Annotated in this window: 16 protein-coding genes and 1 pseudogene; 6 read left to right on the top strand and 11 right to left on the bottom strand. The window is 73.5% G+C overall.

Annotation, left to right across the window (positions count from 1 at the left end):
- The first annotated feature begins 55 nt into the window (after positions 1 to 55).
- A complete protein-coding gene (locus ACH4TP_RS07600) occupies positions 56 to 988 on the top strand; it encodes a LysR family transcriptional regulator (protein ID WP_398179479.1) in 933 nt (310 codons plus the stop codon).
- Positions 989 to 1,041: 53 nt separating this feature from the next.
- Here the strand turns inward: ACH4TP_RS07600 and ACH4TP_RS07595 are convergent, their stop codons facing one another.
- From ACH4TP_RS07595 to ACH4TP_RS07575, 5 genes are all read right to left on the bottom strand, one after another.
- Positions 1,042 to 2,397 carry a jacalin-like lectin gene (locus ACH4TP_RS07595; RefSeq protein ID WP_398436342.1) on the bottom strand — a complete coding sequence of 452 codons (1,356 nt, stop codon included), beginning with the start codon at positions 2,395 to 2,397 and terminating at the stop codon, positions 1,042 to 1,044.
- Positions 2,398 to 2,434: 37 nt separating this feature from the next.
- Positions 2,435 to 4,600, bottom strand: coding sequence for a glycoside hydrolase family 9 protein (locus ACH4TP_RS07590; protein WP_398436340.1), 2,166 nt, complete (start codon positions 4,598 to 4,600; stop codon positions 2,435 to 2,437).
- A gap of 277 nt (positions 4,601 to 4,877) precedes the next feature.
- Positions 4,878 to 6,917: a fructose-specific PTS transporter subunit EIIC gene (locus ACH4TP_RS07585; RefSeq protein WP_398436338.1), complete on the bottom strand. Its 2,040-nt coding sequence runs from the start codon at positions 6,915 to 6,917 to the stop codon at positions 4,878 to 4,880.
- 121 nt (positions 6,918 to 7,038) lie between these two features.
- Positions 7,039 to 7,998, bottom strand: a complete 960-nt coding sequence (pfkB, locus tag ACH4TP_RS07580) for a 1-phosphofructokinase (protein WP_389237157.1) — start codon at positions 7,996 to 7,998, stop codon at positions 7,039 to 7,041.
- Complete coding sequence (locus ACH4TP_RS07575; protein WP_389237155.1) at positions 7,995 to 8,756, bottom strand: DeoR/GlpR family DNA-binding transcription regulator; 762 nt, start codon at positions 8,754 to 8,756, stop codon at positions 7,995 to 7,997. The genes pfkB and ACH4TP_RS07575 overlap by 4 nt, the downstream gene beginning before the upstream one ends.
- 334 nt (positions 8,757 to 9,090) lie before the next feature.
- On the opposite strand from ACH4TP_RS07575, the gene ACH4TP_RS07570 reads away from it, so the two are divergent.
- Both ACH4TP_RS07570 and ptsP read left to right on the top strand, forming a co-directional pair.
- Positions 9,091 to 9,363, top strand: a complete 273-nt coding sequence (locus tag ACH4TP_RS07570; RefSeq protein ID WP_398436336.1) for an HPr family phosphocarrier protein — start codon at positions 9,091 to 9,093, stop codon at positions 9,361 to 9,363.
- Positions 9,360 to 11,021, top strand: a complete 1,662-nt coding sequence (gene ptsP / locus ACH4TP_RS07565; RefSeq protein WP_398436334.1) for a phosphoenolpyruvate--protein phosphotransferase — start codon at positions 9,360 to 9,362, stop codon at positions 11,019 to 11,021. The genes ACH4TP_RS07570 and ptsP overlap by 4 nt, the downstream gene beginning before the upstream one ends.
- 149 nt (positions 11,022 to 11,170) lie before the next feature.
- On the opposite strand, the gene lanL is transcribed toward ptsP, so the two are convergent.
- Positions 11,171 to 13,762, bottom strand: a complete 2,592-nt coding sequence (gene lanL / locus ACH4TP_RS07560) for a class IV lanthionine synthetase LanL (protein ID WP_398436332.1) — start codon at positions 13,760 to 13,762, stop codon at positions 11,171 to 11,173.
- A 2-nt stretch (positions 13,763 to 13,764) separates the two neighbouring features.
- Positions 13,765 to 13,947 (bottom strand): SflA family class IV lanthipeptide, encoded by a 183-nt coding sequence (locus ACH4TP_RS07555; protein WP_389237147.1) that lies wholly within the window; start codon positions 13,945 to 13,947, stop codon positions 13,765 to 13,767.
- A 504-nt stretch (positions 13,948 to 14,451) separates the two neighbouring features.
- Here ACH4TP_RS07555 and ACH4TP_RS07550 point away from each other — a divergent pair.
- Together ACH4TP_RS07550 and ACH4TP_RS07545 are read left to right on the top strand one after the other, a co-directional pair.
- Positions 14,452 to 15,603, top strand: a complete 1,152-nt coding sequence (locus ACH4TP_RS07550) for a tetratricopeptide repeat protein (RefSeq protein ID WP_398179498.1) — start codon at positions 14,452 to 14,454, stop codon at positions 15,601 to 15,603.
- A 95-nt stretch (positions 15,604 to 15,698) separates the two neighbouring features.
- A complete protein-coding gene (locus tag ACH4TP_RS07545) occupies positions 15,699 to 16,763 on the top strand; it encodes a polyprenyl synthetase family protein (RefSeq protein WP_398436858.1) in 1,065 nt (354 codons plus the stop codon).
- Positions 16,764 to 16,892: 129 nt separating this feature from the next.
- Here the strand turns inward: ACH4TP_RS07545 and ACH4TP_RS07540 are convergent, their stop codons facing one another.
- The 4 genes and pseudogenes from ACH4TP_RS07540 to ACH4TP_RS07525 all read right to left on the bottom strand — a co-directional run.
- The gene (locus ACH4TP_RS07540) at positions 16,893 to 18,644 is read right to left on the bottom strand and encodes a glycoside hydrolase domain-containing protein (protein ID WP_398436329.1); all 1,752 of its coding nucleotides are present in this window, start codon (positions 18,642 to 18,644) and stop codon (positions 16,893 to 16,895) included.
- A 193-nt stretch (positions 18,645 to 18,837) separates the two neighbouring features.
- Positions 18,838 to 19,572: a D-Ala-D-Ala carboxypeptidase family metallohydrolase gene (locus ACH4TP_RS07535; protein ID WP_398436327.1), complete on the bottom strand. Its 735-nt coding sequence runs from the start codon at positions 19,570 to 19,572 to the stop codon at positions 18,838 to 18,840.
- A gap of 198 nt (positions 19,573 to 19,770) precedes the next feature.
- Positions 19,771 to 20,337 carry a DUF998 domain-containing protein gene (locus ACH4TP_RS07530; RefSeq protein WP_398436326.1) on the bottom strand — a complete coding sequence of 189 codons (567 nt, stop codon included), beginning with the start codon at positions 20,335 to 20,337 and terminating at the stop codon, positions 19,771 to 19,773.
- A gap of 654 nt (positions 20,338 to 20,991) precedes the next feature.
- Positions 20,992 to 21,536: pseudogene (locus ACH4TP_RS07525) on the bottom strand (molybdopterin-dependent oxidoreductase); the annotation flags it as partial.
- Between the two features lie 220 nt (positions 21,537 to 21,756).
- On the opposite strand from ACH4TP_RS07525, the gene ACH4TP_RS07520 reads away from it, so the two are divergent.
- Positions 21,757 to 23,007: a cytochrome P450 gene (locus ACH4TP_RS07520; RefSeq protein ID WP_398436324.1), complete on the top strand. Its 1,251-nt coding sequence runs from the start codon at positions 21,757 to 21,759 to the stop codon at positions 23,005 to 23,007.
- The last annotated feature ends 105 nt before the right edge of the window (positions 23,008 to 23,112 follow it).

Below are 23,112 nucleotides of genomic sequence, written 5' to 3'. Positions count from 1 at the left end.
TCACCCACGGGCGTCGGGGAAAGACCAGAAGGCTCTGGATCTATAGTCCACAGATATGAGTGAGTTGGAGGTACGGGAGCTGAGGTACTTCGTCGCGGTCGCCGAGGAACTGAACTTCAGCCGGGCCGCGCAACGCCTGGGGATGGCGCAGCCCCCGCTGTCGAAGGCGATCGCCCAGATGGAGTCCCGGCTCGGGGTACGCCTCCTTGAGCGCACCACCCGGCAGGTGAGGCTGACCGACGCCGGTCAGGTGCTGCTCGACCAGGCCCGGATCGCGGTCGACGCGGTGCACGCGGCGGCCCGGCGCGCACGCCGGGCCGGTCAGCCGACACCCCAGCTCGTCGTGGCGGTCAAGCCGGGAGGCGACGCCGGGCTGCTGCGGGAGGTCCTCGCCGCCTACCGGGGAGCGGGCGCGCATCTGCCGCCGCCCGAAGTCGTCGTCGGCGGCAGCGGAGAGCCGATCGCCATGCTGCGGGACGGCCGCGCCGACGTGGCGCTGCTGCGCAGCCCGTTCGACGGTCGGGGGCTGGATTCCCAGACGCTCGTGGTCGAGCCGCGACTGGCCGTCCTCCCCGCCGCGCACCGCCTGGCCGGACGCCGGCGACTGCGGCTGACCGACCTCAAGGGCGAACCGATCCCGCGCTGGAAAGGGGCCGTCCCCTCCGCCACCGCCTACTACACAGGATGCGACGGAGCGGAAGCAGACGATGGCCGCACCGACGCCCCCGAGGGGCCGCTCGTGGCCAGCGTCGAGCAACTCCTGGAGGTGGTCGCGCTGGGCCAGGCGGTGGCCTTCCTGTCCCTCTCCACCACCAAGCTGCACCAGCGCCCGGACATCGCCTACCGGCCGGTCACCGGCCTCACCCCCAGCACGGTCATGGTCGCCTGGCCGGAGACCTCACGCTCCCCAGCCGTCGCCGCCTTCGTCCAAGCCGCCCACGACGTCGCCGCCCACCACCCCGACCACATGACCGCACCGACCTACTGACCGACGGCACCCCTCGCGAGGAGTGCGCGGGCCGGCCGCTGCGGGCGTCGTCGTCAGCGGTGGGTCTGGATGAAGCCGATCTTGTCGATCTCGTCGCCCGCGCGGCCGTGGAAGCCGGTGATCTGCCAGCCGGGGGATGCCGTGCGGGTGACGCAGTCGGGGGTCGTCGTGCCGCCGGTGAGTGTGCGGCCGTGGTTGGTGGTGAACCTGGCGTAGAAGATTCGGGTGTGGCCGTCCTTCTGGGCCTGGCACAGGGACGCGGTGGTCACGTATTCCTCGCTGCCGAGGGTGAGGGAGGAGGGGGTGCCTCCGGTGCCGCCGTGGGTGAGGGTGGTGCCGTTGTCGAGGGTCAGGCTCAGCCGGTCGACGCGGGAGCCTGCGCTCAGGGTGATGGTGGTGGCGCGGGAGCCGGTGGGGATGCGGTCGATGTCGTTGAAGGGGGCGCCGTGCGGTCCGCCGAACTGCTCGCTCAGTCGGAAGTCCGGGTTGAGTGACCAGGAGAAGCCGACCGTGAGGGGGTCGTGGTCGGAGAGCATGAGTCCGTCGCCGTTGAGGAACGCGGAGTGCTCGTTGTCGTAGGAGGTGGCATGGAGCGAGACGAGCTTGCTGCCGCGGTAGAGGACCTTGTCGACGACTTCGCAGGTGTTGGGCACGGTCGGCGGGGACTGGTCGCAGAGCAGGGGATCGCTGCCTTTGGCGGGCGCGGTGCCGCCGCGGATCAGCTCGACCCAGGCGTCGGTGAGGCCGCTCGCGGCGGCGAACTCGGCGATGGTGTCGCCGGTGCGGGTGTAGCGGGTGTTGGTGTCTCCCATGACGACGACGGCGTTGCCCGCCGAGTGGGTCCTGATGAAGGCGGCGAGCTGGTTGAGGTTGTCGGCCCGTGCCGCCAGGTCCCCGGCGTTCGTGCCCGCGTTGGTGTGGAGGTTGTAGAAGTCGATGTAGACGCCCTCGGCGAGGCGCTGCCGGGCGTAGGTGAAACCCTTGGGGGTGAGGCAGTCGCCGGAGTCGTACTGGCAGGCGTTCCAGCGGACCCGCTCGAAGTCGTCCACGTCGTACGGGGTCTTCGACAGGGTGTTGAGCCCGCTGCCGATGCCCGCCCCGCCGCTGGTGGGGGTGCGGGCGGGGTGGGTGGTGTCGGCCGCGTACAGGAGGGCGTGGTAGTTGAAGTCCTCCTGCACGTGGACGATGTCGTACGGAGCGATCCGTCGGCCGATCTCCGTCGTGCTGGGCTCACGTGGTGTCGGGGCACTGGAGATGCTCTCGGGCAGGCCGGCCACGTTGTAGGTGAGCACGCTGAAGGTGCCTGAGTCGGAGGTCGCCGCCGCCGCTGTCGCCGTCGCCGACGGCGCCATCGCGGTGAGCCCGGCCAGAGCGGCCGCCGCCGTCAGGCAGGCGAGGAGTCTGCGCATCGTTGTCTCCTGAGGGGTGGAGGGGTTCGGCGGTGGATCAGGCGCAGTCGCTCGCGTTGAGCGTGAAGGCGGTGGGGGAGGGGTTGGTCCCGCTGTGGGTGCCCTGGACTCCGAAGCTCGTGGTCGCGCCGGGGGCGAGGGTGCGGTTCCAGTCGGCGTTGCGGGCGCTGACGGCGGTGCCGTTCTGGGTGACGGTGGCGTTCCAGGCGCTGGTGACGCGCTGGCCGCCCGGGTAGGTCCAGGCCAGCTGCCATCCGTCGACGGCCGTCGGCCCGGTGTTCTTGACGGTGACGGTCGCGGTGAAGCCGGTGGTCCAGACGTTGTCCACCGTGTAGGTCACCGCGCAGGCCGAGACCGGCTGTTCGCCGGTGGCGGACCGCTCGGCGGTGTACGCGGCCAGCCACGCCAGCGGGGCGTTCCAGTTGATCGCCACCTCGTTGGTCGAGTACGAGCCGATGTCGTCGACGTAGCAGGCGGCGGGGGCGCAGCCGGCCAGCTTCTCCTTCGCCACCGGGTCCTGGAGGCCGCTGTTGGGACCGCCCGCGAGCGAGCCCGCCGGCGGGTGGGGCAGTGAGGCGTCCAACTGGTGTGCCCAGAAGCGGTGGTGCTGGTTCTGGGAGGACGTCTCGCCGTAGCCGGTCACGTAGGACCGGCCGAGGGCGTTGCGGCCGAGCAGGTAGTCCATCGCCTCCAGCGCGCCGGCCCGGTAGCGTCCCTCGCCCGTCAGCTCCCCGGCGACGGCCATGACGATCGCGTTGTCGGCGACCTCGCTGTTGGAGCCCCAGAAGTAGCCGTCCGCGGGGGCCGGCACCGCGTAGCCCTGGGCGGCCATACGGGACAGGTGGCCGTCCGCGGCCGACACCACCGAGGCGCGGACGCGGGCCAGGTCGGTGGCGGGCAGTCCGTTGGGCACCGTGGCCAGGGTGAGCCGGCCGAGCGCGGCCGTGTCCGCCCAGCCGAAGCCGTACGGGCTGAAGGCGTCGGCGGAGGTGTGCCAGGACGAGGAGGTGACCGCGTCCCGGTAGGCGCTCTCGCCGGTCGTCGCGTACAGCTCGGCGGCCGCCCAGTAGAACTCGTCGGTGACCCGGGCGTCCTCGTAGGCGCCGCCGCCCGTGCTGTCCGAGGCCGGCGCGTACAGGGCCGGGTTGGCCTGCGCCGCCGTCCAGGCCCGGCGGGCCGCCGAGAGGCAGCGGTCGGCGAAGGCGGGGTCGTACGGGCGGAAGACCCGGGCGCATTGGGCCGCGGCCGCCGCGAGGTTGAGGGTCGCCGCCGTGGACGGGCGGTGCAGCTCGCGGGGCTGCGCGTCCTGGTCGGGGCGCATCGGCATGCCGGTCCAGGCCGCGTCGTGGACCTTGTGGAAGGCCATGCCGGCGTACGGCTTGCCCTCGGGCACCTGCATCCGCATGAGGAAGTCGAGTTCCCAGCGCGCCTCGTCCAGGACGTCCGGTATGCCGTTGCCGCGCTCGGGGACGCGCAGGGTCGAGTCGCCGAGCGCCGCGTCCTTGCCCGCCCGCTTGGCCCGCTCGAAGGAGTTGACCACCAGCCAGCTGGAGATGCCCCCGTTCACCACGTACTTGCCCTGGTCGCCCGCGTCGTACCAGCCGCCCCTGACGTCCTGGGCGTAGTCGCACACGCCGGCCTGGCACGGGACGGACGTGTCGCCCTGGTTGGGCGCGATCCCGAGGTGGCCGGCCGGGCGGGCGTACGCGGTGCCCACGAGCGAGGCGTCGATGGCGATGCCGCTGCGCTGGTGGTGGAAGAACGCCATGGAGTCGGAACGCAGGGTGTCGTAGAGGTCCGCGCGGATGTCGAAGGGCGCGCTGTCGCTGCCGTCCACCGCCAGGACGTATCCCGAGCCGGTGCTCCGGTACGAGGAGAAGTCGGCCACCTGGACCGACTGCCCGGAGGGGGCGTCGGCGCCGCGCGGGACGGTCGAGCCGGAGGCGACCACGGTCCCGGACGCGTTCCGCAGCCGCCAGGTGAGCGCCTGCGCGGCCGTGGTGACGACGGTGGCGCGCTTGGGGCCGTCCGGTAGGTAACCGACCTGGTTGACCCGTACCGCCGTGGTCGCCACCACCGTGGTGGGGACGCCTGCGGCGGCCGGCGCGCTCGTGAGGCCGCCCAGGAGGAGGGCCGCCGTCAGGAGGGGGGCGGAGAGGCGTAACGGGCGCCCTCGCCCGCTCGATCGCAATGAAGTGCGCATGTCAATCTTCTCCTCGCCCGGCGGGTGTGCCCCGCCGTATCGACATCTCGATGGGAGCGCTCCCAAGGGGCGGAACGCCGAACGATGGTCAATGGGGTGGAATCTGGAGCGCACAGTAGTGACGCCCCTCGCCGCCGTCAACGGCGGACAGAAGCCGATCGACCCGCGCCGCAGCACGGAGTGCGAGGCCCGAAGGGCCGGGGTCCGGGACTCCCGGACCCCGGCGACCTCCGGTCTGCCGTGGCGGCATCCCGGAGGCGTCCCACGACCCGGAGGGTCAGACGGCGGCCGGCTGCTTCCCGGCGAGGGAGGAAGGAGCCGCCGGGGCGGTGGACTTCCGCATCCCCTTGAGCAGGACCACCACCGCCGTGGTGACCACCGTGCCCGCCGCGATCGCGACCAGGTAGAGGAACGGGCTGCCGATCAGCGGGAGCACCCAGATGCCGCCGTGCGGGGCCCGCAGCGTGGAGCCGAAGGCCATCACCAGGCCACCGGCGGTCATGCTGCCGGCGATGCCCGCCGGGATGACCCGCAGCGGGTCGGCCGCCGCGAACGGGATCGCGCCCTCGGTGATGAACGAGGCGCCGAGCACCCAGGCGGCCTTCCCGTTCTCCCGCTCCTCGGGGGTGAACAGCCCGCGCCGGACGACGGTCGCCAGGGCCATGCCCAGCGGCGGGGTCATGCCGGCGGCCATCACGGCGGCCATCACCTTGAGGCTGCCGGCGTCCGGGGTGGTGCCCGCGGTGGTGAGCACGCCGGCCGCGAAGGTGTAGGCGACCTTGTTGAGCGGACCGCCCATGTCGAAGGCCATCATCGCGCCGAGCAGCACGCCGAGCAGGATCGCGTTGGAGCCGGAGAGGCCGTTCAGCCAGTCGGTCAGGCCGTTCATCGCCGAGGCGATCGGCGAGCCGACCACCACGAACATCAGGAAGCCGACCGCGGCCACCGACAGCAGCGGGATCACCACGACCGGCATGATGCCCCTGACCGCCCGGGGCACGTTCCAGCGGATCATCCACAGCACCAGGAAGCCCGCGGCCAGGCCCGACACGATGCCGCCGAGGAAGCCCGCGCCGACCGCCACCGAGACGGCACCGCCGGCGATGCCGGCGGCCAGGGCGGCCCGGTCCGCGATCGCCCAGGCGACGTACCCGGAGAGGACGGGGACCAGGAAGCCGAAGGAGGTCTTGCCGGTCTGGAACAGCATCGCCGCCCAGCTGTGCGAGGAGGTCCAGTCGAAGTGGCCGAGCACGGACGGCGCGGAGGCGATCTGGTAGCCGCCGATCGCGAAGGCGAGCGCGATCAGCAGCCCGCCGGCCGCGACGAACGGGATCATGTAGCTGACGCCCGTCATCAGGTACGTGCGCAGCCGCTGCGCCCAGTGCTCGCCCGAGGGTGTGCTCGGCGCGGCGACCGGGGCGGTGGCGGTACGCGTACGCGCGCCGCCGGCTTCGGCGACCAGTCCGGCGGCCTGCGCGATCAGGTCGTCGGCACGGTTGACCCCGGCCTTGACGCCCACGTCCACGGTCGGCTTGCCGGCGAAGCGGGCCCGGTCCCGTATCTCCACGTCATGGGCGAAGATCACCGCGTCGGCTGCCGCGATGACCTCGGGGTCGAGCGGCGTCGTCCCGGCCGAGCCCTGGGTCTCGACCTGGATCCGCGCGCCCGCCCGTGCGGCGGCCAGTTCCAGGGCCTTGGCGGCCATGTACGTGTGGGCGATGCCGGTCGGGCAGGAGGTCACCGCGACGAGCCGCAGCTCGCCGTCGGAGGCGGCCGTCTCCGGAACGGCGGCCGTCCTCAGGTCCGCGACCGCCTCCGGAGCCCCGGCCGTCCCAGGAGCGGCGGTCGGCGCCTCCTCGCCGTTGATCCGCGCCGCGACCGCGCTCGGGCTCTCGGCGTCGCGCAGGGCGCCGGTGAAAGCGGGGTCCATGAGGCGGCGGGCCAGCGCGGCGAGGATTTGCAGATGGGTGTCGTCCGCACCGGCCGGTGCGGCGATCATGAAGATCAGGTCGGCGGGCCGTCCGTCCGGGGCGTCGAAGTCCACGCCCCTGGCGCTGCGGCCGAAGGCGAGGCTCGGCCGCGTGACGTGGGGCGACCGGCAGTGCGGGATGCCGATCCCGTCGCCCATTCCGGTCGGGGCCTGGGCCTCGCGGGCGGCGACGTCGGCGAGGAAGCCGTCGAGGTCGGTGACCCGGCCCTCGGCGACCAGCCGCTGGGCGAGGACGCGGAGGGCTTCGTTCTTGTCCTCGGGGGCGAGGTAGAGGTCGACGAGTGCGGGTGTGATCAGCCCGCTGGTCTCGCTCATCGTGTCGCTCATCGTGTCGATCCTTCGACTGGTTCCTGACAGTGTCCCTTGCCCCCGGGAATCGGTGCCCTTCCGTCCCACACGGTCGGGCGTACCGCCTCCTGAGGACGACGCCGTCCTCAGGAGGCCGTTCTCAACCGCGGAGCGGCCGGTCGAGCGGGAGGTCCGCCGTCACGACCACCGCGGCCGGGTCCAGATGGGCCGGGGTCGGCATGACGCTCCCCGGCAGTTGTACGGCGGCGGCGCCGTGCGCCAGGGCCGCCACGAGGGCCTCGGGGCCGGTGCCGCCGGCGCCGAGGAAGCCCGCGAGCGAGGCGTCGCCCGCTCCCACGTCGCTGCGGACGGCGGCGACCGGCGCGCTGCCGTACCAGCTTCCCTCCTCGGCGACCAGCAGCATCCCGTCCGCACCGAGGCTGGCGAGGACCTGCTGGGCGCCGCGCTCGCGCAGCTCCCCGGCCGCGTCCACGGCGTCGCCGACGGTGCGGACCGGGCGGCCCACGGCCTCCGCGAGCTCCTCCCGGTTGGGCTTGACCACGTCGGGGCGGGCCGGGAGCGCGGCAAGGAGCGCGGGACCGGAGGTGTCGAGGGCGATCCGGGCGCCGCCCGAGTGCACCTGGGCGACCACCTCCGCGTACCACTCGGGTGCGAGGCCGCGCGGCAGGCTGCCGCAGCAGGCGAGCCACTCCACTTCGCTCCCGGTGTCCTGTCCGGTCTTCTGGGCGTCGCGGACGAGCGCGAGCAGTGCGGCCGACTCGGCGGCGCTGAGCTCGGGGCCCACGGCGTTGACCTTCGTGAGGCTGCCGCCGTCCTCGGCGATCGAGACGTTGATCCGGGTGTCGCCCGAGATCGCGACCGCCGCGACGTCGATGCCCTGGCGGCGCAACAGGTCGGCGAGCAGCTGCCCGGAGAGGCCGCCCAGCGGGAGGACCGCGCTGGTGCGGTGGCCGGCGGCCGTGAGCGCGCGGGAGACGTTGACGCCCTTGCCGCCCGGGTCGAGCCGGTCGTGTGCGGCCCGGTTGACCTCGCCCGGGACGAGGGTTCCCAGTTCGTAGGTGCGGTCGAGGCTGGGGTTCGGGGTGATGGTGACGATCATGCGCGGATGACTTCCGGTCCGTGGTTCTCGATCTCGGCGGCCTGCTCGTCCGTCAGCCCGGTGTCCGTGACCAGCACGTCCACCTGGTCGAGCGAGCCGAAGCGGGCGAAGTGGCGGGCGCCGTACTTGGAGGAGTCGGCCACCAGGACCACCCGCCGGGCACCGGTGAGCATGGCCCGTTTCACGGCTGCCTCGGCGAGGTCCGGCGTCGAGAGGCCGCCCTCCGGGGAGAAGCCGTTGGTGGCGACCACCGCGACGTCCGCGTGGACGTCCGCCAGGTCGCGCAGCGCCCACGCGTCGACGGCGGCCTGGGTGCGGTGGCGCAGTCGGCCGCCCACCAGGTGGAGGGTGAGTCCGGGGCGGTCGGCCAGCCGGGCGGCGACCGGGAGCGCGTTGGTGACGACGGTGAGCCCGCAGTCGGCGGGCAGCAGGCCGGCCAGCCGGGAGACGGTCGTCCCGGCGTCGAGGATCACGCTGCCCTCTGCGGGCAGCAGGCCGAGGGCCGCCTTGGCGATGCGTTCCTTCTCCGTCGCGGCCGTGGAGTCCCGTTCGGCCAGACCGGGCTCCAGGTGCAGCGCGCCGGCGGGCAGCGCGCCGCCGTGCACCCGGTGCAGCAGACCGGCCCGGTCGAGGGCGCTCAGGTCACGCCGGATGGTCTCCTGCGTGACGCCGAAGTCCTCGGCGAGTGTCGGCACGTCCACCCTGCCCTGCTCCTGCGCGAGGCGGAGGATCTCTTGCTGCCGCTCGGGTGCGTACATGTGGGATTGGGTCCGTTTCATGTCTGTTCGCGCTTGCTTCTGGCCGACCCTACGCGCTCCGACCGAAAAAGCAAGAGGTCGTACGGGCTTTGCGCTCATCTTTGAGTTTGCCCGAATGTGTTGACATGGCTCGACGATCGGACGTAGAACCAATCGAAACAACGCGCTAACGGGCGTGAAACCACGGTCCGCCCGGTCCTCCGCCATCGCCCCCGTACCGCGGAGACCGGGCTCCGATCACCGTGGCCCACGCCCCGGCCGATCCGGATCCCACCCGGGTCGGCGCTCGTCTCCTCCGTTCGTCCCCTCCGCTCGTCTCCTCCAAGGACCTCCCATGCACTCGATCCAGGTCACCGTCGGCTCCCGGAGCGGCCTGCACGCCCGCCCGGCCTCGCTGTTCGTCCAGGCCGCCGCCCGCCAGCCGGTCAAGGTCACCGTCGGCCGCCCGGGGCAGACCCCGGTCGACGCCCGCAGCCTCCTCTCCGTCCTCGCCCTCGCCGCCGGCTGCGGCGAGGTCCTGGAGCTCACCGCGACCGGCGACCAGGCCCAGGACTCGCTGAAGGCGCTCGCCGACCTGCTCGCCTCCGACCTCGACGCAGCGGCATGAGCGATCCGATCCGCGGGATCGGCGTCGGCACGGGCAGCGCGGCGGGCCCGGTCGCCCGGATGGCATCCGTACCCGCGCTACCCGCACCGGGGCCCGTCGCCGACCCGGCCGCCGAGGCGGCGGCGGTCCGCGCGGCCCTCGGCGCGGTCGTCACCGATCTGGACGAGCGAGCCGCCCGCGTGAGCGGCCCCGGCTCCGACGTGCTCGCCGCGCAGGCCATGATGGCCGCCGATCCGGTCCTCGCCGACGCGGCGGCCGCCCTGGCCGAACAAGGCACCGACGGCGCCCACGCGCTCGCCACCGCCTTCGACGGATTCCGCACCGCGCTGGCCGCCGCCGGCGGTCACTTCGCGGAACGCGTCGCCGACCTGGACGACCTGCGCGACCGCGCGGTGGCGCACCTGCTGGGCCTGCCCGTGCCCGGTCTGCCCGACCCGGGACACCCGTACGTCCTCGTCGCCGAGGACCTGGCGCCCGCCGACACGGCGCTGCTCGACCCCGCCCGGGTGCTGGCCCTGGTCACCGTCCGCGGCGGGCCGACCAGCCACACGGCCATCCTCGCCAAGGCGCTCGGCGTGCCCGCCGTGGTCGGCTGCGCCGGTGCCATGGAGCTGGAGGACGGCCGGCAGGTCCTGGTGCACGGCGCGGACGGCGTGGTCGAGCCCGACCCGAGCCCGGAGTCGCTCGGCCGGGCCGCCGAACGGGAGCGCCGTCGCCGCGAGCTGACGGCCCGGGTCCAGGGGCCGGGCCGGACCGCGGACGGCCATCCGGTCGCACTCCTCGTCAACCTCGGAGCGCCGCACGAACTGGCCGGCGCGGCCGCGGCCGACGCCGAGGGAGTGGGTCTGTTCCGCACCGAGTTCCTCTTCCTGGACCGTGCCGAGGCACCGGGCCGTGCCGAACAGGCCGCCGTCTACCGGCAGGTCTTCGCGGCCTTCGCCGGCCGCCGGGTGGTCGTCCGCACACTCGACGCGGGGGCGGACAAACCACTGCCCTTCGCCACGGCCACCGACGAGGAGAACCCGGCCCTCGGCGTCCGAGGCCTGCGGACGGCCGTCCGCGACCCCCGGCTGTTGGAGACCCAGCTCGCCGCGATCGCCGAGGCCGCCGAGGACGGCACCGCACAGGTCTGGGTGATGGCCCCGATGGTGTCGGTCCCGCGTGAGGCCGCCGAGTTCGCCGCCCGGGTCCGCGCGCACGGCCTGCCGCTGGCCGGCGCCATGATCGAGGTCCCGGCGGCCGCCCTGCGGACCGATCGGCTGGCGGAGGTCTGCGACTTCTTCAGCATCGGTACCAACGACCTGGCCCAGTACGCCTTCGCGGCCGACCGCACGCTCGGCTCCCTCGCCGAGTTCCTCGACCCGTGGCAGCCGGCCCTGCTCACGCTGGTCGCCGCCGCCGCTCGGTCCGCGACCGAGCACGACCGCCCGATCGGCGTGTGCGGTGAGGCCGCCGCCGACCCGATGCTCGCCCTGGTACTGGTCGGCCTCGGCGTCACCAGCCTGTCGGCCGCGCCCGCCTCGCTCCCCGAGGTGCGCGCCGCACTCGCCGCCCACACCCTCGCGGAGTGCCGCGAACTCGCCGAGCTGGCCCTGCTCGCCGATGACGCCGCCGATGCCCGCGACAAGGTCCGATCGAGGGCCACGGGAGGCGGATGAGAAGCGGCGCGACTGACGCGGCCCCCGCAGCGGCAACGATGACGGATCGCGGGCCCGTCCACGGGACGGTGAACCGCAGCCCGAAGCGGCCGGCCGATCGCCGTGCCGTCGGCGGCAGCGGTCAGACGGCAGCGGTCAGACGGCAGCGGTCAGGCGACGAGGCCGAGCCGTGGGCCGCCCCGGTCGTGCAGTCGTCTGAAGAAGGCCAGCACGCCCGCGGAGCCGCCGGCCCAGGTGGCGCTCGACCGGGCGAGACCGGTGTCGGGGAACACGGGGCGGGACCAGGTGCCGCCGCTGCGGCTCAGGATGAGCAGGGCGACGGTTTCGGCCGCGTCCCAGAACTCCTCGGACGCGGAGGCCTCTGCGACGTCCACCATCAGGTCGCCCACTCCGGCCAGTCCGCAGCACTGCGTGACCAGCGGCATCCGCGGTGCCAGTGCGGCGCAGGCGCGCGCGGCCCGCTGGGCGAGGTCGAGGTACCCGGGCTCCTCAAGGCGTTCGGCGGCCCGGACGAGTACGGTCCCGATGCCGGCCAGGCCCCGGCACCACGAGCCGTAGCGGCGTGTCGCCCCCGGTTCGGCGGCCGCCGCGATGATGTCCGGTGTCACGGCGGCCAGGCGCGCGGCGGCCTTCTCGGAGCGGCTGATCGCGTCGGGGTCCCCGCTCGCGTCGCCGTACTCGAGCAGGAAGCAGGCGATGCCCGCCTCGCCGTGCGCGATGCCCTCGCGGAGTGCGGCGCTGCCGGCCGTGTCCGCACCGGTCGGGGTCAGTAGGGCGGCGCCCGACGCCAGCATCCGGTCGCAGTCGGCGGCGACGGCCAGGTGCCGGTCCGCGGCATGCCGGTGACCGGACCGGAGGGCGTGGCGGGCGAGCAGCAGCCGGCCGAGGCCGATTCCGGCGGCGCCCGCGATCAGGTCCGCCTCCGGCGGCCCGCCGTCCGGTGCGCGCTCCGGCAGGACGGGGTACCCGGACCGCGGGCCCGCGTACGTCCCCGTACCCGTCCCTGCCTCCGTACCCGTTCTCATCCCCGTACCCGCCCCTGCCCCCGTCTCCGCCTCCGCGAGGAAGAGTTCGACGCCGGTGCGCCCCGTGTAGAAGCCGGGTGGCAGGTTCCTGGACTGCTCCGCCGTCCACCGCGCCAACGCGGCGACGGTGGAACGGACATGGGGCCGGTGCACATGGTGGAGGAGTTCCAGTCCGAGTCCCGAACTGCCGCCGTAGACGTCGATCGAGGTCGGGACGTTCAACTGGGCGGCCTGCACCGGGTCCACGATCGCCCGCGCTTCACCGACGCAGAACGAGGTCGTGTGCTCGATGATCTCGTCCAGCAGGTCGCTGTCGATCCGGGGGCGCGCGGGCCGGGGCGCGGTGACGGCCGTACCGGTGCGCAGGCGGTCGGCGGCGGTGGTGCGTATGGCCGGGTCGAAGCTCAGGAGGCCGGTGATCGACGCCCGGATCTCCCGGTGGGCGCGCCCGGGCAGCGCCGATGCCAGGCAGGCCAAGGTACGGTCCCGGTTGACCTCGTGGTCGGTGTCGACGATCACCGGGTCCATGCCGGTGGCGGCGAAGAAGAGGGTCGCGCCGAGGGAGTAGTGGTCGTCGGCGGGGGCGGCCGGTCCGGTCGCGCGCAGAACCGGCTCGCCGTATCCGGGGGTCGCCCCGCCCGGCCCGGCGCCGTTCCACTCGCTGATCCCGAAGTCGATCACGTGGCAGTGGCCGGGGCCCGAGTCGTCGAGCACGACGTTGTCGGGCTTGAGGTCGCGGACGACCACGTTCCTGCCGTGGACCGCGTCCAGGACGCGCAGGAGCCGGGAGGCGAGGGCGGACAGGGCGCGCGCCGACCGGGTGTCGTCGTCCCGGTAGGGGCCGTTCCGCAGAACCTCCCTGCGCAGGTCCCGGTCGCCGCAGCTGCTCATCACCAGGTACTCGTCGGTCTGGTGAGCGAAGTAGTCCAGTGCGCGGGGCACGCCCGTGACGCCGTCGAGCGCGGTGAGGACCGTGCGCTCGTTGCGCAGCCGGTGGCGGGCGTCCGTACCGGCTTCGTCCTCGCCCACGAAGGCCCTCGCCTGTTTGACCACCACCGGCCGTCCGAGGGTGCGGTCGAGCGCGCGGTAGACGTTGCCCCGGGGCGTACGCGCGATGCCGGCGGTGACCGTGTAGCGTCCGCCGCCGAAGCCGGGAGCTGACGGCTCGTCACCGTGTCCGGAGTCGAGTGCGAAGGGGTCCTGGGCCCAGGGCGGACACCTGTAGCGGCCGACGGCCAGGCCGTCGAAGATCCGGCCGTCCGGCCCGGTCATGATGGATTCGAGCCGCCCGCTCCGGCCGGTCCGGTAGTCGCCCGTGAAGGGGCCGTAGCGGTAGTAGACCGGGGCCCTCGGGTCGACCCGCCGATCGCTGACGACCCGGGGGCCCTCCCGGTCGCGCAGTACGGCGGCGAGTTCCCGGCCGATCTCGACCACGGCGTCGGCCAGGGGGTAGACGGTGATCGCCTTGCCGACGGCCCCGGCGCTCACCACCCCGGAGTTGAGGCGGCGCAGCGTCTCGGGGTCACGGGCGAACTTCGCATGGCAGACGTGTCGGGACAGCACCGGCAGGACGAGCCGGGTCACGACGTCGAGGTCCCCGGGACGCGCCGATACGTGCAGTTTCCAGCCGTGTTCCATCACCGGCATTCGCGGATCGTTCAGATACGACCATGTGCCGTCGGACCAACCGCTGCGGCCGGTGATGGAAACGGCCACCGCTACGAGTTCAGGTCGCAGGCGAAGCGGGTGGTGGCGGTCACCCAGGGGTCGGAGAGACACGCCGAGTATTCACGGTCGCTGCGGTCGTCGTCCTCGAACGCGATCGCCTCGTCGTCGAGCTCCAGCGGACCCGCGTCGCGGAATCCGTCGGCTTCCAGAAGATCCGGCACGGCTAAGGGCATGTGACGCCTCCATGGTGTGTCGTGCACTGAGGAGCAGGTAAGGGCCGACGTGGGCCGGTGGGCCCGCCGGCCCAAGGACTCGCTGAACCAAGGTAGGGAGGGGTGGACCCGCTGACAAGGGGGCGGGCGGGCCTCCTCTAGAGAACTCCCGTCCTGGCCCCGAACCGGCCGAAGACCGCGCAACTCACCCTCGCCCAGCCCCGCTCAGCCCTCGGACGCGAGGAGACCGGTGACCAGGCGGACGACCACCGCCACGACCAGGTGGTGCTCCGGCCGGAACCGGTCGTTCGCCGTTCGGGCCTCACCCCGCGCCGACCGGACCTGCCGGTCCGGGAGACCTGCCGTACATCCCGCTGACGAGTCGTCGACGACCGCGTAGCACTTGAGGACTACCCCGCGTCCGTACGGAGGCGGACTTCTCGATCGAGAGGGAACCCCGGCCCGCGGTCGCCGTCTTGGTTCTCGTGTCGACTTGATCGTCGAGTCGACGCGAGGAGGGGTGTGATGGCAGGTCAGGTGCACAGGACGAGGCGGGCGAAGGCGTCGGCGCCGGAGTACCAGGGTGCTCTCGAATCGTTGTCGGTGAACGCCTCACTGCCCGAGGTGCTGGCCCGGGGCATGGAGGAGCTGCGGGCGGCGGAACGGGCCGGGGACCGGCGGGAGGAGGCGCGCTGCGGGCTGGCCGTGGCGGAGGCCTGCCGCCGGCTCGGGCGAATAGAGGAGGCCGACCGGGCGTGGAAGGCGAGCTATCGGGCGGCGCGTTCGGCCGGTCACGAGGGGGCCATGGCGTGGGCCCTGTGGAGCGGCGGCACGCTGGCCCGGCAGCGCGGTGCGTTCAGGCTGGCGTACCGGTTGCTGGGGCTGGCCGCCGAGACGGGCGAGCGGGGCGGTGACGTCGTCGTGCGCGGCTACTCGCTGGCCGGGCTCGCCGAGACCGGACGCATCCAGGGCGACTACGCGGCGGTGAGGAGGCTGCACGAGCAGCTGCTTGCCGAGGCCCGCCGCCGAGGCGAGGCCCGGCACACGGTGTGGGCCCTGGAGGGCATCGCGCAGATGCACCGCAACACCGGCGAATACGACGAGGCCCTTGCCCTGTTCGAGGAGGCGGCCGACACGGCGTCCCGAGCCGAGGACCGGCGCGGGTGGGCATGGGCGCTGCGCGGCATCGCGGACGTGGTGTCCGTGCGCGACGCCGACGTGGAACGCGCCCTGTCGCTGCTGTCCCAGGCCGAGGAGGCCTGCCGGGAGATGCGGCTGTCCAGCGCGCTCGCCTACAACCACAAGATGCGCGGCAACGTGCTGTACCGGGCCGGCCGCTACGAGCAGGCCCGTGAGATGTACGCGCTGGCCCTTGAGGAGTTCCAGGAGATGGACGAGCCGCGCGGGACGGCGCTGTCGCGACTGGGGCTGGTCAAGGCCTCCGCCCATCTGGGCCGCGACGCCGCGCACACCGCCGCTGACCTGGCCGAACTGCGCTCGACGCTGGACCGCATCGGGCTGCGGCATGCCCGGGACATGGTGGACAAGGCAGCGGCCGAACTGGGGGTCGGGCCGCTGCCGGACCACGGCGGCCGCGAGCAGGGCGCCGCGAGGCCCGTGCTGCCGGCGGTCGGGGCCGAGGCGCTTCGGGCCGCCGATGTGGAGGGCCTGCGGTGAGCGCCGTCCCGACACCGTTCTCGCCGGTGCGCTCGCCGGGCGCCGCAGTCGTGGCCACGGCGCGTTCCTCTCGTGATCACGAGGTCGAGCACCACATTGACCACGCCATTGATCGCGACGTCGATCACGACGCGGCGCCGGCCCGTGTCCTGGAGCGTTGCCGTGAACTCGTCCGGCCTGCGCTGGTGGAGGCGGTGGGCAGCCTCCATCCGTGGACCGGCGAGATGGCGGCGTACGCGCTGGGCTGGTCCGACACGGTCGGTACCCCGGATTCCGGCGGGTCCGAGGGCAAGGGAGTGCGCCAGGCGCTCGCCGTGCTCGGGGCGGAGGCGGTCGGGGCCGAGGGGGCGGAGGCCGTTCCCGGCGCCGTGGCCGTCGAACTCGTGCACACCTTCTCGCTCCTCCACGACGACATCATGGACGGCGACGCCCTGCGCCGGCAGCGGCCCGCGGCGTGGAAGGCGTACGGGACCGGCCCGGCCGTTCTCGCCGGCGACGCGCTTCTCGCCCAGGCCGTGACCACCCTGGCCGAGGCCCCGGGCCGGCACGCGGCGGCCGCGGTCCGCTGCCTCTGCCGGACCCTGAACGCGCTGGTGTCCGGCCAGGCGCAGGACCTGCGCTTCGAACACCGTCCGTGGTACGGCCCCGGCGCGGTCGTACCGGAGCAGTACCGGTCGATGGCCGAACACAAGACGGGCGCCCTGCTGGGCTGTGCCGTCGCGCTCGGCGCGGTCCTCGGTGGGGCCCCCGACCGGACCGTGGCCACGCTCGAACGGGCGGGCCGCCATCTCGGCCTCGCCTTCCAGGCGGTGGACGACATCCTCGGCATCTGGGGCGACCCCGCCGTGACCGGCAAACCCGTCCACGCCGACCTGCGCAGGGGCAAGAAGACCTACCCGATGCTCGCCGCGCTGGCCGGTGGAGGCAGGGCCGCGCACGAACTGGCGGCGCTGCTCGACCCTCCCCAGCCGCTCGACCACGAGGCCGCCGCACACGTCGCGGCACTCGTGGAGGAGCTGGGCGGGCGGACCGCGACCCGGGACGAGGCGCGCCGGCACCTGGACACCGCCCGCCGCGCGCTGCGCGACGCGTCCCTCGCGCACACCGCCGTACAGCAACTGGACAGGCTGTTCACGTACGTGCTCGACCGGACCAGGTGATCACTGTTCCGCCCTGGTGACCCCACCGAGGGCGAGGTGGCGGCGGGCCGCGTCATGGTGGACCGGCGCGCCGGTCAGCCGCTGTCGGCAGACAGGCCGCTCCGGGCGGGCGGTCTCACGAGGTCTTCCTCACCTTCCCGACTGGAGGGCGCCCCAGGTGCCGGAGCCGACGATGCCGTCGGCCGTCAGAGCGCGTGAGGACTGGTAGTCGCGCACGGCCTGGTCGGTGTCCGGACCGAAGGCGCCGTCGACGGCCACCGTCCGGCCGAGCGCGGCGGTCAGGGCACGCTGGAGCCGGGTGACGGCTTCTCCCGTCGAGCCGCTCTGGACGGTGGGGGCGGTTCCGCGGGACAGCAGGGCGGTCCAGGTCCTCGGCCCGATCACCCCGTCCGCGGTGAGCCCCGTGCCGCTCTGGAAGTCCTGGGTGGCGGTGGTCGTGGCGGGGCCGAACGCCCCGTCGGGGGTGCCCGGGTCGTGTCCGGCGGCTTCGAGCAGGCACTGGGCCGCCTTGACCTGGTCGCCGGCCGAGCCGCTCTGGACCGTGGGGTACGCGGTGAAGTCGAGGTTCGTCTCCGCGCAGTCGGACGCGGACGGTGTGCCGGTGCCCACGTCCAGGTAGTCGCGGTCGATGTTGATCGAGTAGCCGCCGTAGGACTCGGTGACATTGCCCGCGTACTGGTGGATGCGCTGGTGGCCGGCCCAGTAGGTGGACGGAACGTAGGAACCGGTGTTGGCGTCGGCGGCGCCGTTCCACCAGCCGTAGAAGATGTGGTCGACCCGCGTGTAGGCGCTGTTGCCGTACTCGCTCGCGGCGTCCTTGACGCCGGAGGACGCGCTGGAGTAGAAGCCCGACAGATAGCCGCCGCTGTGCAGCCGCTCGGTCCAGCCGGACAGGTACGACAGCACGGCCGCCTTGCAGGAGGCAGTGGAGGCGTACCCCTCGATGTCGCTGTAGACGGCGCTGCCCGCGGGGATGCCGAGGTTCGCCGCGGCGGTGAGGGCGGCCGCCGCGGCGGTGACGCCCTGGGACCTGGCCGTGGCGGGGTCGGTGGACATCTTCAGCGAGAAGCTCGTGCACGGGGCCTGGCGGCCGACGTCGATGGGGATCAGCCGCCATCCGTTGCCGGTCCGGCCGGTCACCCAGCTCGCGGTCAGATTCGGCTGCGCGCAGGCGCGGAAGGAGCCGCTGATGTAGACGCCGACCGCGCTGTACGGCGAGCCGGCCTGCCAGGCGTTCATGGCGGCCTGGGAGGGCGCGGCGCAGGTGTCGAAGCCCTTGCCCAGGTAGCCGCCGGGCTGCGGCCCGGCCGCGGCCAGGGGAGCGGCGTCGGGCCGCTGGGCCGCGCGGGGCAGTTCGGTGCGCCTGGCATCCGGGGTGAGCGCGGCCGAGGCCAGAACGTCCCGCACCAGATGCTCGGTCGCCGGGGTGTGGGCGGCGGTGACGAGTACCCCGGCGTCCTCGACCGCGATCTGGATGGTGTCGTTGCTGGACACGGCGGTCGGGGCGGTGGCCTTGCCGCGTGGGGCCCTCGCGGTCGAGGCCGTCGCCTGTCCGGCGGAGCGGGCGGTGAGGGGCTCCACGACGATGCCTGCCGTACGGCCCACGAGGTGCGCGGGGCAGTCGCTCTGCTCGGCGGGCTCGCCCAGGTAGACGGCGGGCCGGTCGAATCGGAGGCAGGCCCGCGGATTCTCGGCCAGATCGACGACCTGCCAGTCGGCGGGGACCTCGACGCGGTAGCCGTGGTAGCTGACGGACTGTCGGCCGGCCCCGGGCGGGGAGGCGGTCGAGGCGGATCCGGGCGCGGCGAACGCGCCGACACCGGCGAGCGCCGCCAGCGTGGCCGTTCCGGCACGGACGCGCCAGGGGATGCGGGAGGACATCAGGGCACTCCTACTCGATGTGGGGAGGGGAGAGAGAGTGAGGGGGCAGGTCTGGTCGGGGCAGGGATGAGCGGTGCCCGTCCGGAGGGAGGGCCGGAGTCTTGCCGGCCGCGCGCCTCGCGGGCGGTGCGGGCTCTCCCCTGAGCCGGAGCCGGTCCGGGGGAGAGCCCGCTGTCCGTGTCGTACGTACGGGTCAGACGCCGCAGTTGGGCGCGGACCAGGATCGGCTGGTGCGCCCGTCGACGTGGGTGTGGTCGTCGTGGTCGGGGTAGCCGGGACCGAAGATTCCGTCGAAGCCGTGGTAGCGGGCCCGCTGGGCCAGCGTGCACAACGACGGGCTGCCGGTCAGGTCGGCGGCATCACCGTACAGGTGCCGGCTGCCCGAGGCGCCGCCCACCGCGCTGTTGCAGGCGTACGAGCGGAATCCGCTGGTCACGGTCAGTGGCACGTCACCCAGGGCGTGTCGCATGGCCTCCAGCTTCCACATCGTCCGCAGGGCGTTGGCCTTGGCCGTCGCGGCGCTGACCGCCCCACCGGACCAGTCGGAGTTGCACTTGTTCAGTTCGGCGTAGGTGAAGTGGACGGGGGTGCAGTCCGGGTCCTGCAGGGCGTAGATCTTGCTGAACGTCTGGGAACCGGCGATCCCGTCCGCGGGCAGCCCGTACGCCTGCTGGAACCGGGTCACCGCGGCCTTCGTGGCCGGGCCGAACGCGCCGTCGACGGCGATGACCTCGCCGTACGCCGCGTGTCCGGCCACGCGGATCTGCAGCTGCGTCACGTCGGGGCCCGACATGCCCTCGGACAGGGTGCGGCCCCAGGTGTAGCACTCGTCGGCCTGGGCGGATCCGGCCGTGAACAGCATCCCGCCCAGTGTTGCCGCCATGACCATGACAAGCGAGAGGGTGAGTCGGATGGTGCGCCGAAGCATCGCGTCTCCGTCCTGGGTTCTGATCCCCCGTCAAGGGGGCTGAGGCGAGTGTGATGCGCGTACGCGGTACGTGTCCACACCGTCACCATCCGCCACAGGACCAGACCTTCGGAACAACCCGTCCGCAGGCCGACCGGCGTGGTGACGCTGATCCCGCGCCGGGCCGGATGTGCGCCGTCCCGCAGGGTCGGGCGACCGTCAGGCATGCAGGAGGTGCGCGGCGAGCAGCGTCTGCCAGGTCCAGCCGACGGAGAGGGAGGCGCGCTGGATCAGTCCGCCGAGGCCCACCCAGCGTTGATGCTGACCGAACGCGACGCTGGACAGCACCATCGTCGCCGCGAAGAGCAGGCCGCTGGCGATCGAGTAGACGGCCCACCCGGGCGAGCCGGACGGGGCGAACACGAAACAGCCCCCCATGAGGGCGAGGAATCCGACGAGGGAGAGCAAGTCGTGCAGCGCTCCTGCGCGGGTGGGGCGCTGGAGCTGATCGGGGGTGCCGGGCGGGTAGCCGCTCACCGGATCCGTCCGGAAGGCGCCCGCGCCCAGCAGGCCCACCGCCCAGGTGGCGATCAGCAGCGCGCCCCGGTGGGAGGGCCCGACGCGCCACAGGCCCACGGCGAAGATCAGCGACAGTGAGCCCGCGACGAGGAAGTTGACGGTCTGCGCCCATCCGCCGCGGCCGAGGGAGAGTGAACTGACCGGATGGCGGAACGGTTTGTAGTCCGCACGGCCGGCGCCTTCCAGGAGGTACGCGAGGGTGAACACGGGGCCGACGGCCGCCCCGCAGGCGAGCAGCGCTTGATTACCCCTCTTGTCAACGTAGATTGACGAGAGGGGCGTGTCAACCCTCGTTGACACGGATGGCATCCCGAGGACGGCATCGTGGCCGACCGGATCCTGAGCACCCACGGGTCCACGCCCGTGGTCCTCACTCCTCGGCCCTCAACACCCCACGCACATCAGCCTTCTGCGACGCGCTTCAGTCTTCGCCCCGGATGATGTTCCCTTCCGATGCGGCGGGCGTTTCCTCGCTGTCTGCGTCGTCGGGCCGCATCGGGCGCACGATGGCGGGGCGACACGTCCGGACGCCTTCGTCGGGAGCGACGCGGCTCCTGCCCGGCTCGGTCGTTGCCTGGGCTTCCATGGCCAAACATCACCATTCACATGTGTGGCGCGTATGCGCGCCCGTAGTCGGCTTACTGATGGCGGCTACCCGGACCGGCGGCAGTCATACCCGTGGCCCTGGTCGTCGGCCCGTTCGACCAGGGCCAGGGCGGCTGCGGCGGTCTTGAACCGCGGCTGCTCGGAGACGGGGTCCCAGGTGGTGGGGATCGCCTCGTTCGCGGCCCGGCCCGGAGTGCCGGGGGCCGGCGCGTTGCCGGCGGGGGTGTCCCGGTACCCGTAGTGGAAGGGAACGAAATGAGGGGTGCCGATCCCGGCACGGGCCAGGACGGCCAGCGTGTAGTACTCCTCCAGGAAGAGCTGTCCGGAGGTGTGGAACGCGACCGATTCCGGCCCAGGGGACGCGAGGAGCTCCCGCGACCTGGCGGCGATCCGCCCCATCGCCGTGGGCCAGTCGGTCTCGACCAGACGCCCGCCCTCGCGGACCAGCGGCCGGGTGAGCCGGTCGGCGGAGCCGTTGGCCTGCCACGCGTACAGGTCCTTCGGCTCCAGCCGGCCCCGGTTGACGCGGTCGCCGGCCCTGCCCCGGACCCCGACGATCCGCCCGTCCGCACGGCGATGTCCATCGCGTCACCGTCGGAACGCAGCAGCGAGGCCGACCGCACCCATGCGTCGACCTCCTCCTCCGCCACCCCCTCGGCCAGGCAGGAGTCCGTCCGCACGGGCCACCGCCCGCCCCGGCCGCAGGGGGTGCGGTCCCCCCACGGGTCGGCGATCCGGTCATCGACCGCACCCCTCGGATTGCGCCTCACGGCCCGCTCCTCTCCACCGTTCGGCGCCATCGGCGCCGAACCCTCGCCGGGGCGCCCACCCGGAAGGCCGCCCCTGACACGGCGCGGGCCACGCGCGACCCATGCGACCCGGGGCAGGCGCTGAAGGCGGGCAGGCCCTCGCCGGCGGCGGTCGCCGCCCGGAAGGGTGACCGGGAGGCCCCGGCGACCCGGACGGGGCGCCAGCCGTTCGGCGGCGCGTGCGCCGGAGGCGACGGGGTAGGCGATCGGCATGGACCTGCTCGCCGACAACACGCTCGCCCTCCTCGCCCGCGGCTACGCCTGGGCACCCGGACTGCGCCGTCGGCACGCCGACAGCCCGGCCGTCCCGACGCTCCTGATGGGCCGGCCCGCCGTCCTGCTGCACGGCCCGGCCGCCGTGGACTTCTTCTACGACGAGCGTCACGTCCTGCGGCACGGCGCCCTGCCCGGCCCCGTCCTGGACACGCTCTTCGGCCGGGGGGCCGTCCACACGCTGGACGGCGAGACGCACCGGGTCCGCAAGGAACTCTTCACCACCCGGCTCATGACGCCCGAGGGCGTCGACGCCCTCGGCCGCCTGGCCCGGGAGCACTGGCTGCGCACGGTCGACGGCCTGCGCGGACGCCGAGCCGTCCTCTTCGACGAGATGGCCGTGGCACTGGCCGGAGCGGTCTGCGAGTGGAGCGGGGTCCCCTTCGCCGACGGACCCACCACCAGGCGCCTGGCCGAGGACTGCGTGGCCATGGTCGACGGGTTCGCCACCCCCGGCCCCCGCCACGTGAAAGCCCGCCGTGCCCGGAGCCGCCAGGAAGCCGGCTTCACCCGGCTCATCCGCGACGTACGTCGCGGAACGGCGGACTCGCGCCCGAGCGGCGCCCCCACCGTGCTGGAGGCGGTCGCCGGGCACCGGGACGCGGACGGCAGTCCGCTCGACCTCCATACGGCCGCCGTCGAACTGCTGAACATCCTGCGCCCCACCGTGGCGATCACCTGGTTCACCGCCTTCGCCGCACACGCACTGCACCGCTTCCCCGAGGTCCGGGAGGAACTGCGCGCGGACGACGGCCCGTACGCCAGGGCCTTCGCCCACGAAGTACGGCGCTGCTACCCGTTCGTGCCGTTCGTCGGCGGCCTTGCGGCCCGCGACCTGCGGTTCGACGGACAAGACGTGCCCGAGGGCACGCTGGTGCTCCTCGACGTCCCCGGCCACCACCGCGACCCCGGTCTCTGGCCCGAACCCGCCCGCTTCGACCCCCGTCGGTTCCTCGGCAGGGAGCCCGGCCCCGGCGAGCTCATCCCCCAGGGCGGCGGCGACGCCCGTACCGGGCACCGCTGCCCCGGCGAGGACATCACCGTCCACACGCTGGCGACCCTGGCCGCGGTCCTGGCGGACCTCGAGCTCGACATGCCCGAGCAGGACCTCGGCATCCCCGTCCGCCGCATCCCGACCCGGCCCCGCAGCGGAGTGGTCGTGCGGATCCCGACCCGGCTCCCCGCATAGCCCGCCGGGCTTCGGAGCGCCCGGCCGATCGCTCCGAGCGCGATCGGCCGCCACACGGGTGAAGGTCCCACCGCCGGCGGCGTGTGCGCGGCCGAGGCGAGAAGC

It is taken from the genome of Streptomyces sp. NPDC021012, from assembly GCF_044333355.1.
In the GTDB taxonomy this organism is placed as follows: Bacteria; Actinomycetota; Actinomycetes; order Streptomycetales; family Streptomycetaceae; genus Streptomyces.
The sequence above is the reverse complement of the archived record's forward strand: the minus strand, read 5'-3'. Positions and strand labels throughout refer to the sequence as shown.

Bases quoted from the DNA above. Each gene is read 5' to 3' on its own strand.
- ACH4TP_RS07600 (WP_398179479.1), top strand. From the start codon at position 56: ATGAGTGAGTTGGAGGTACGGGAGCTGAGGTACTTCGTCGCGGTCGCC.
- ACH4TP_RS07550 (WP_398179498.1), top strand. From the start codon at position 14,452: ATGGCAGGTCAGGTGCACAGGACGAGGCGGGCGAAGGCGTCGGCGCCG.
- ACH4TP_RS07520 (WP_398436324.1), top strand. From the start codon at position 21,757: ATGGACCTGCTCGCCGACAACACGCTCGCCCTCCTCGCCCGCGGCTAC.
- ACH4TP_RS07590 (WP_398436340.1), bottom strand. From the start codon at position 4,600: ATGCGCACTTCATTGCGATCGAGCGGGCGAGGGCGCCCGTTACGCCTC.
- ACH4TP_RS07595 (WP_398436342.1), bottom strand. From the start codon at position 2,397: ATGCGCAGACTCCTCGCCTGCCTGACGGCGGCGGCCGCTCTGGCCGGG.
- pfkB (WP_389237157.1), bottom strand. From the start codon at position 7,998: ATGATCGTCACCATCACCCCGAACCCCAGCCTCGACCGCACCTACGAA.
- ACH4TP_RS07535 (WP_398436327.1), bottom strand. From the start codon at position 19,572: ATGCTTCGGCGCACCATCCGACTCACCCTCTCGCTTGTCATGGTCATG.
- ACH4TP_RS07575 (WP_389237155.1), bottom strand. From the start codon at position 8,756: ATGTACGCACCCGAGCGGCAGCAAGAGATCCTCCGCCTCGCGCAGGAG.
- ACH4TP_RS07570 (WP_398436336.1), top strand. From the start codon at position 9,091: ATGCACTCGATCCAGGTCACCGTCGGCTCCCGGAGCGGCCTGCACGCC.
- ACH4TP_RS07555 (WP_389237147.1), bottom strand. From the start codon at position 13,947: ATGCCCTTAGCCGTGCCGGATCTTCTGGAAGCCGACGGATTCCGCGAC.
- ACH4TP_RS07585 (WP_398436338.1), bottom strand. From the start codon at position 6,917: ATGAGCGACACGATGAGCGAGACCAGCGGGCTGATCACACCCGCACTC.
- ACH4TP_RS07540 (WP_398436329.1), bottom strand. From the start codon at position 18,644: ATGTCCTCCCGCATCCCCTGGCGCGTCCGTGCCGGAACGGCCACGCTG.
- ptsP (WP_398436334.1), top strand. From the start codon at position 9,360: ATGAGCGATCCGATCCGCGGGATCGGCGTCGGCACGGGCAGCGCGGCG.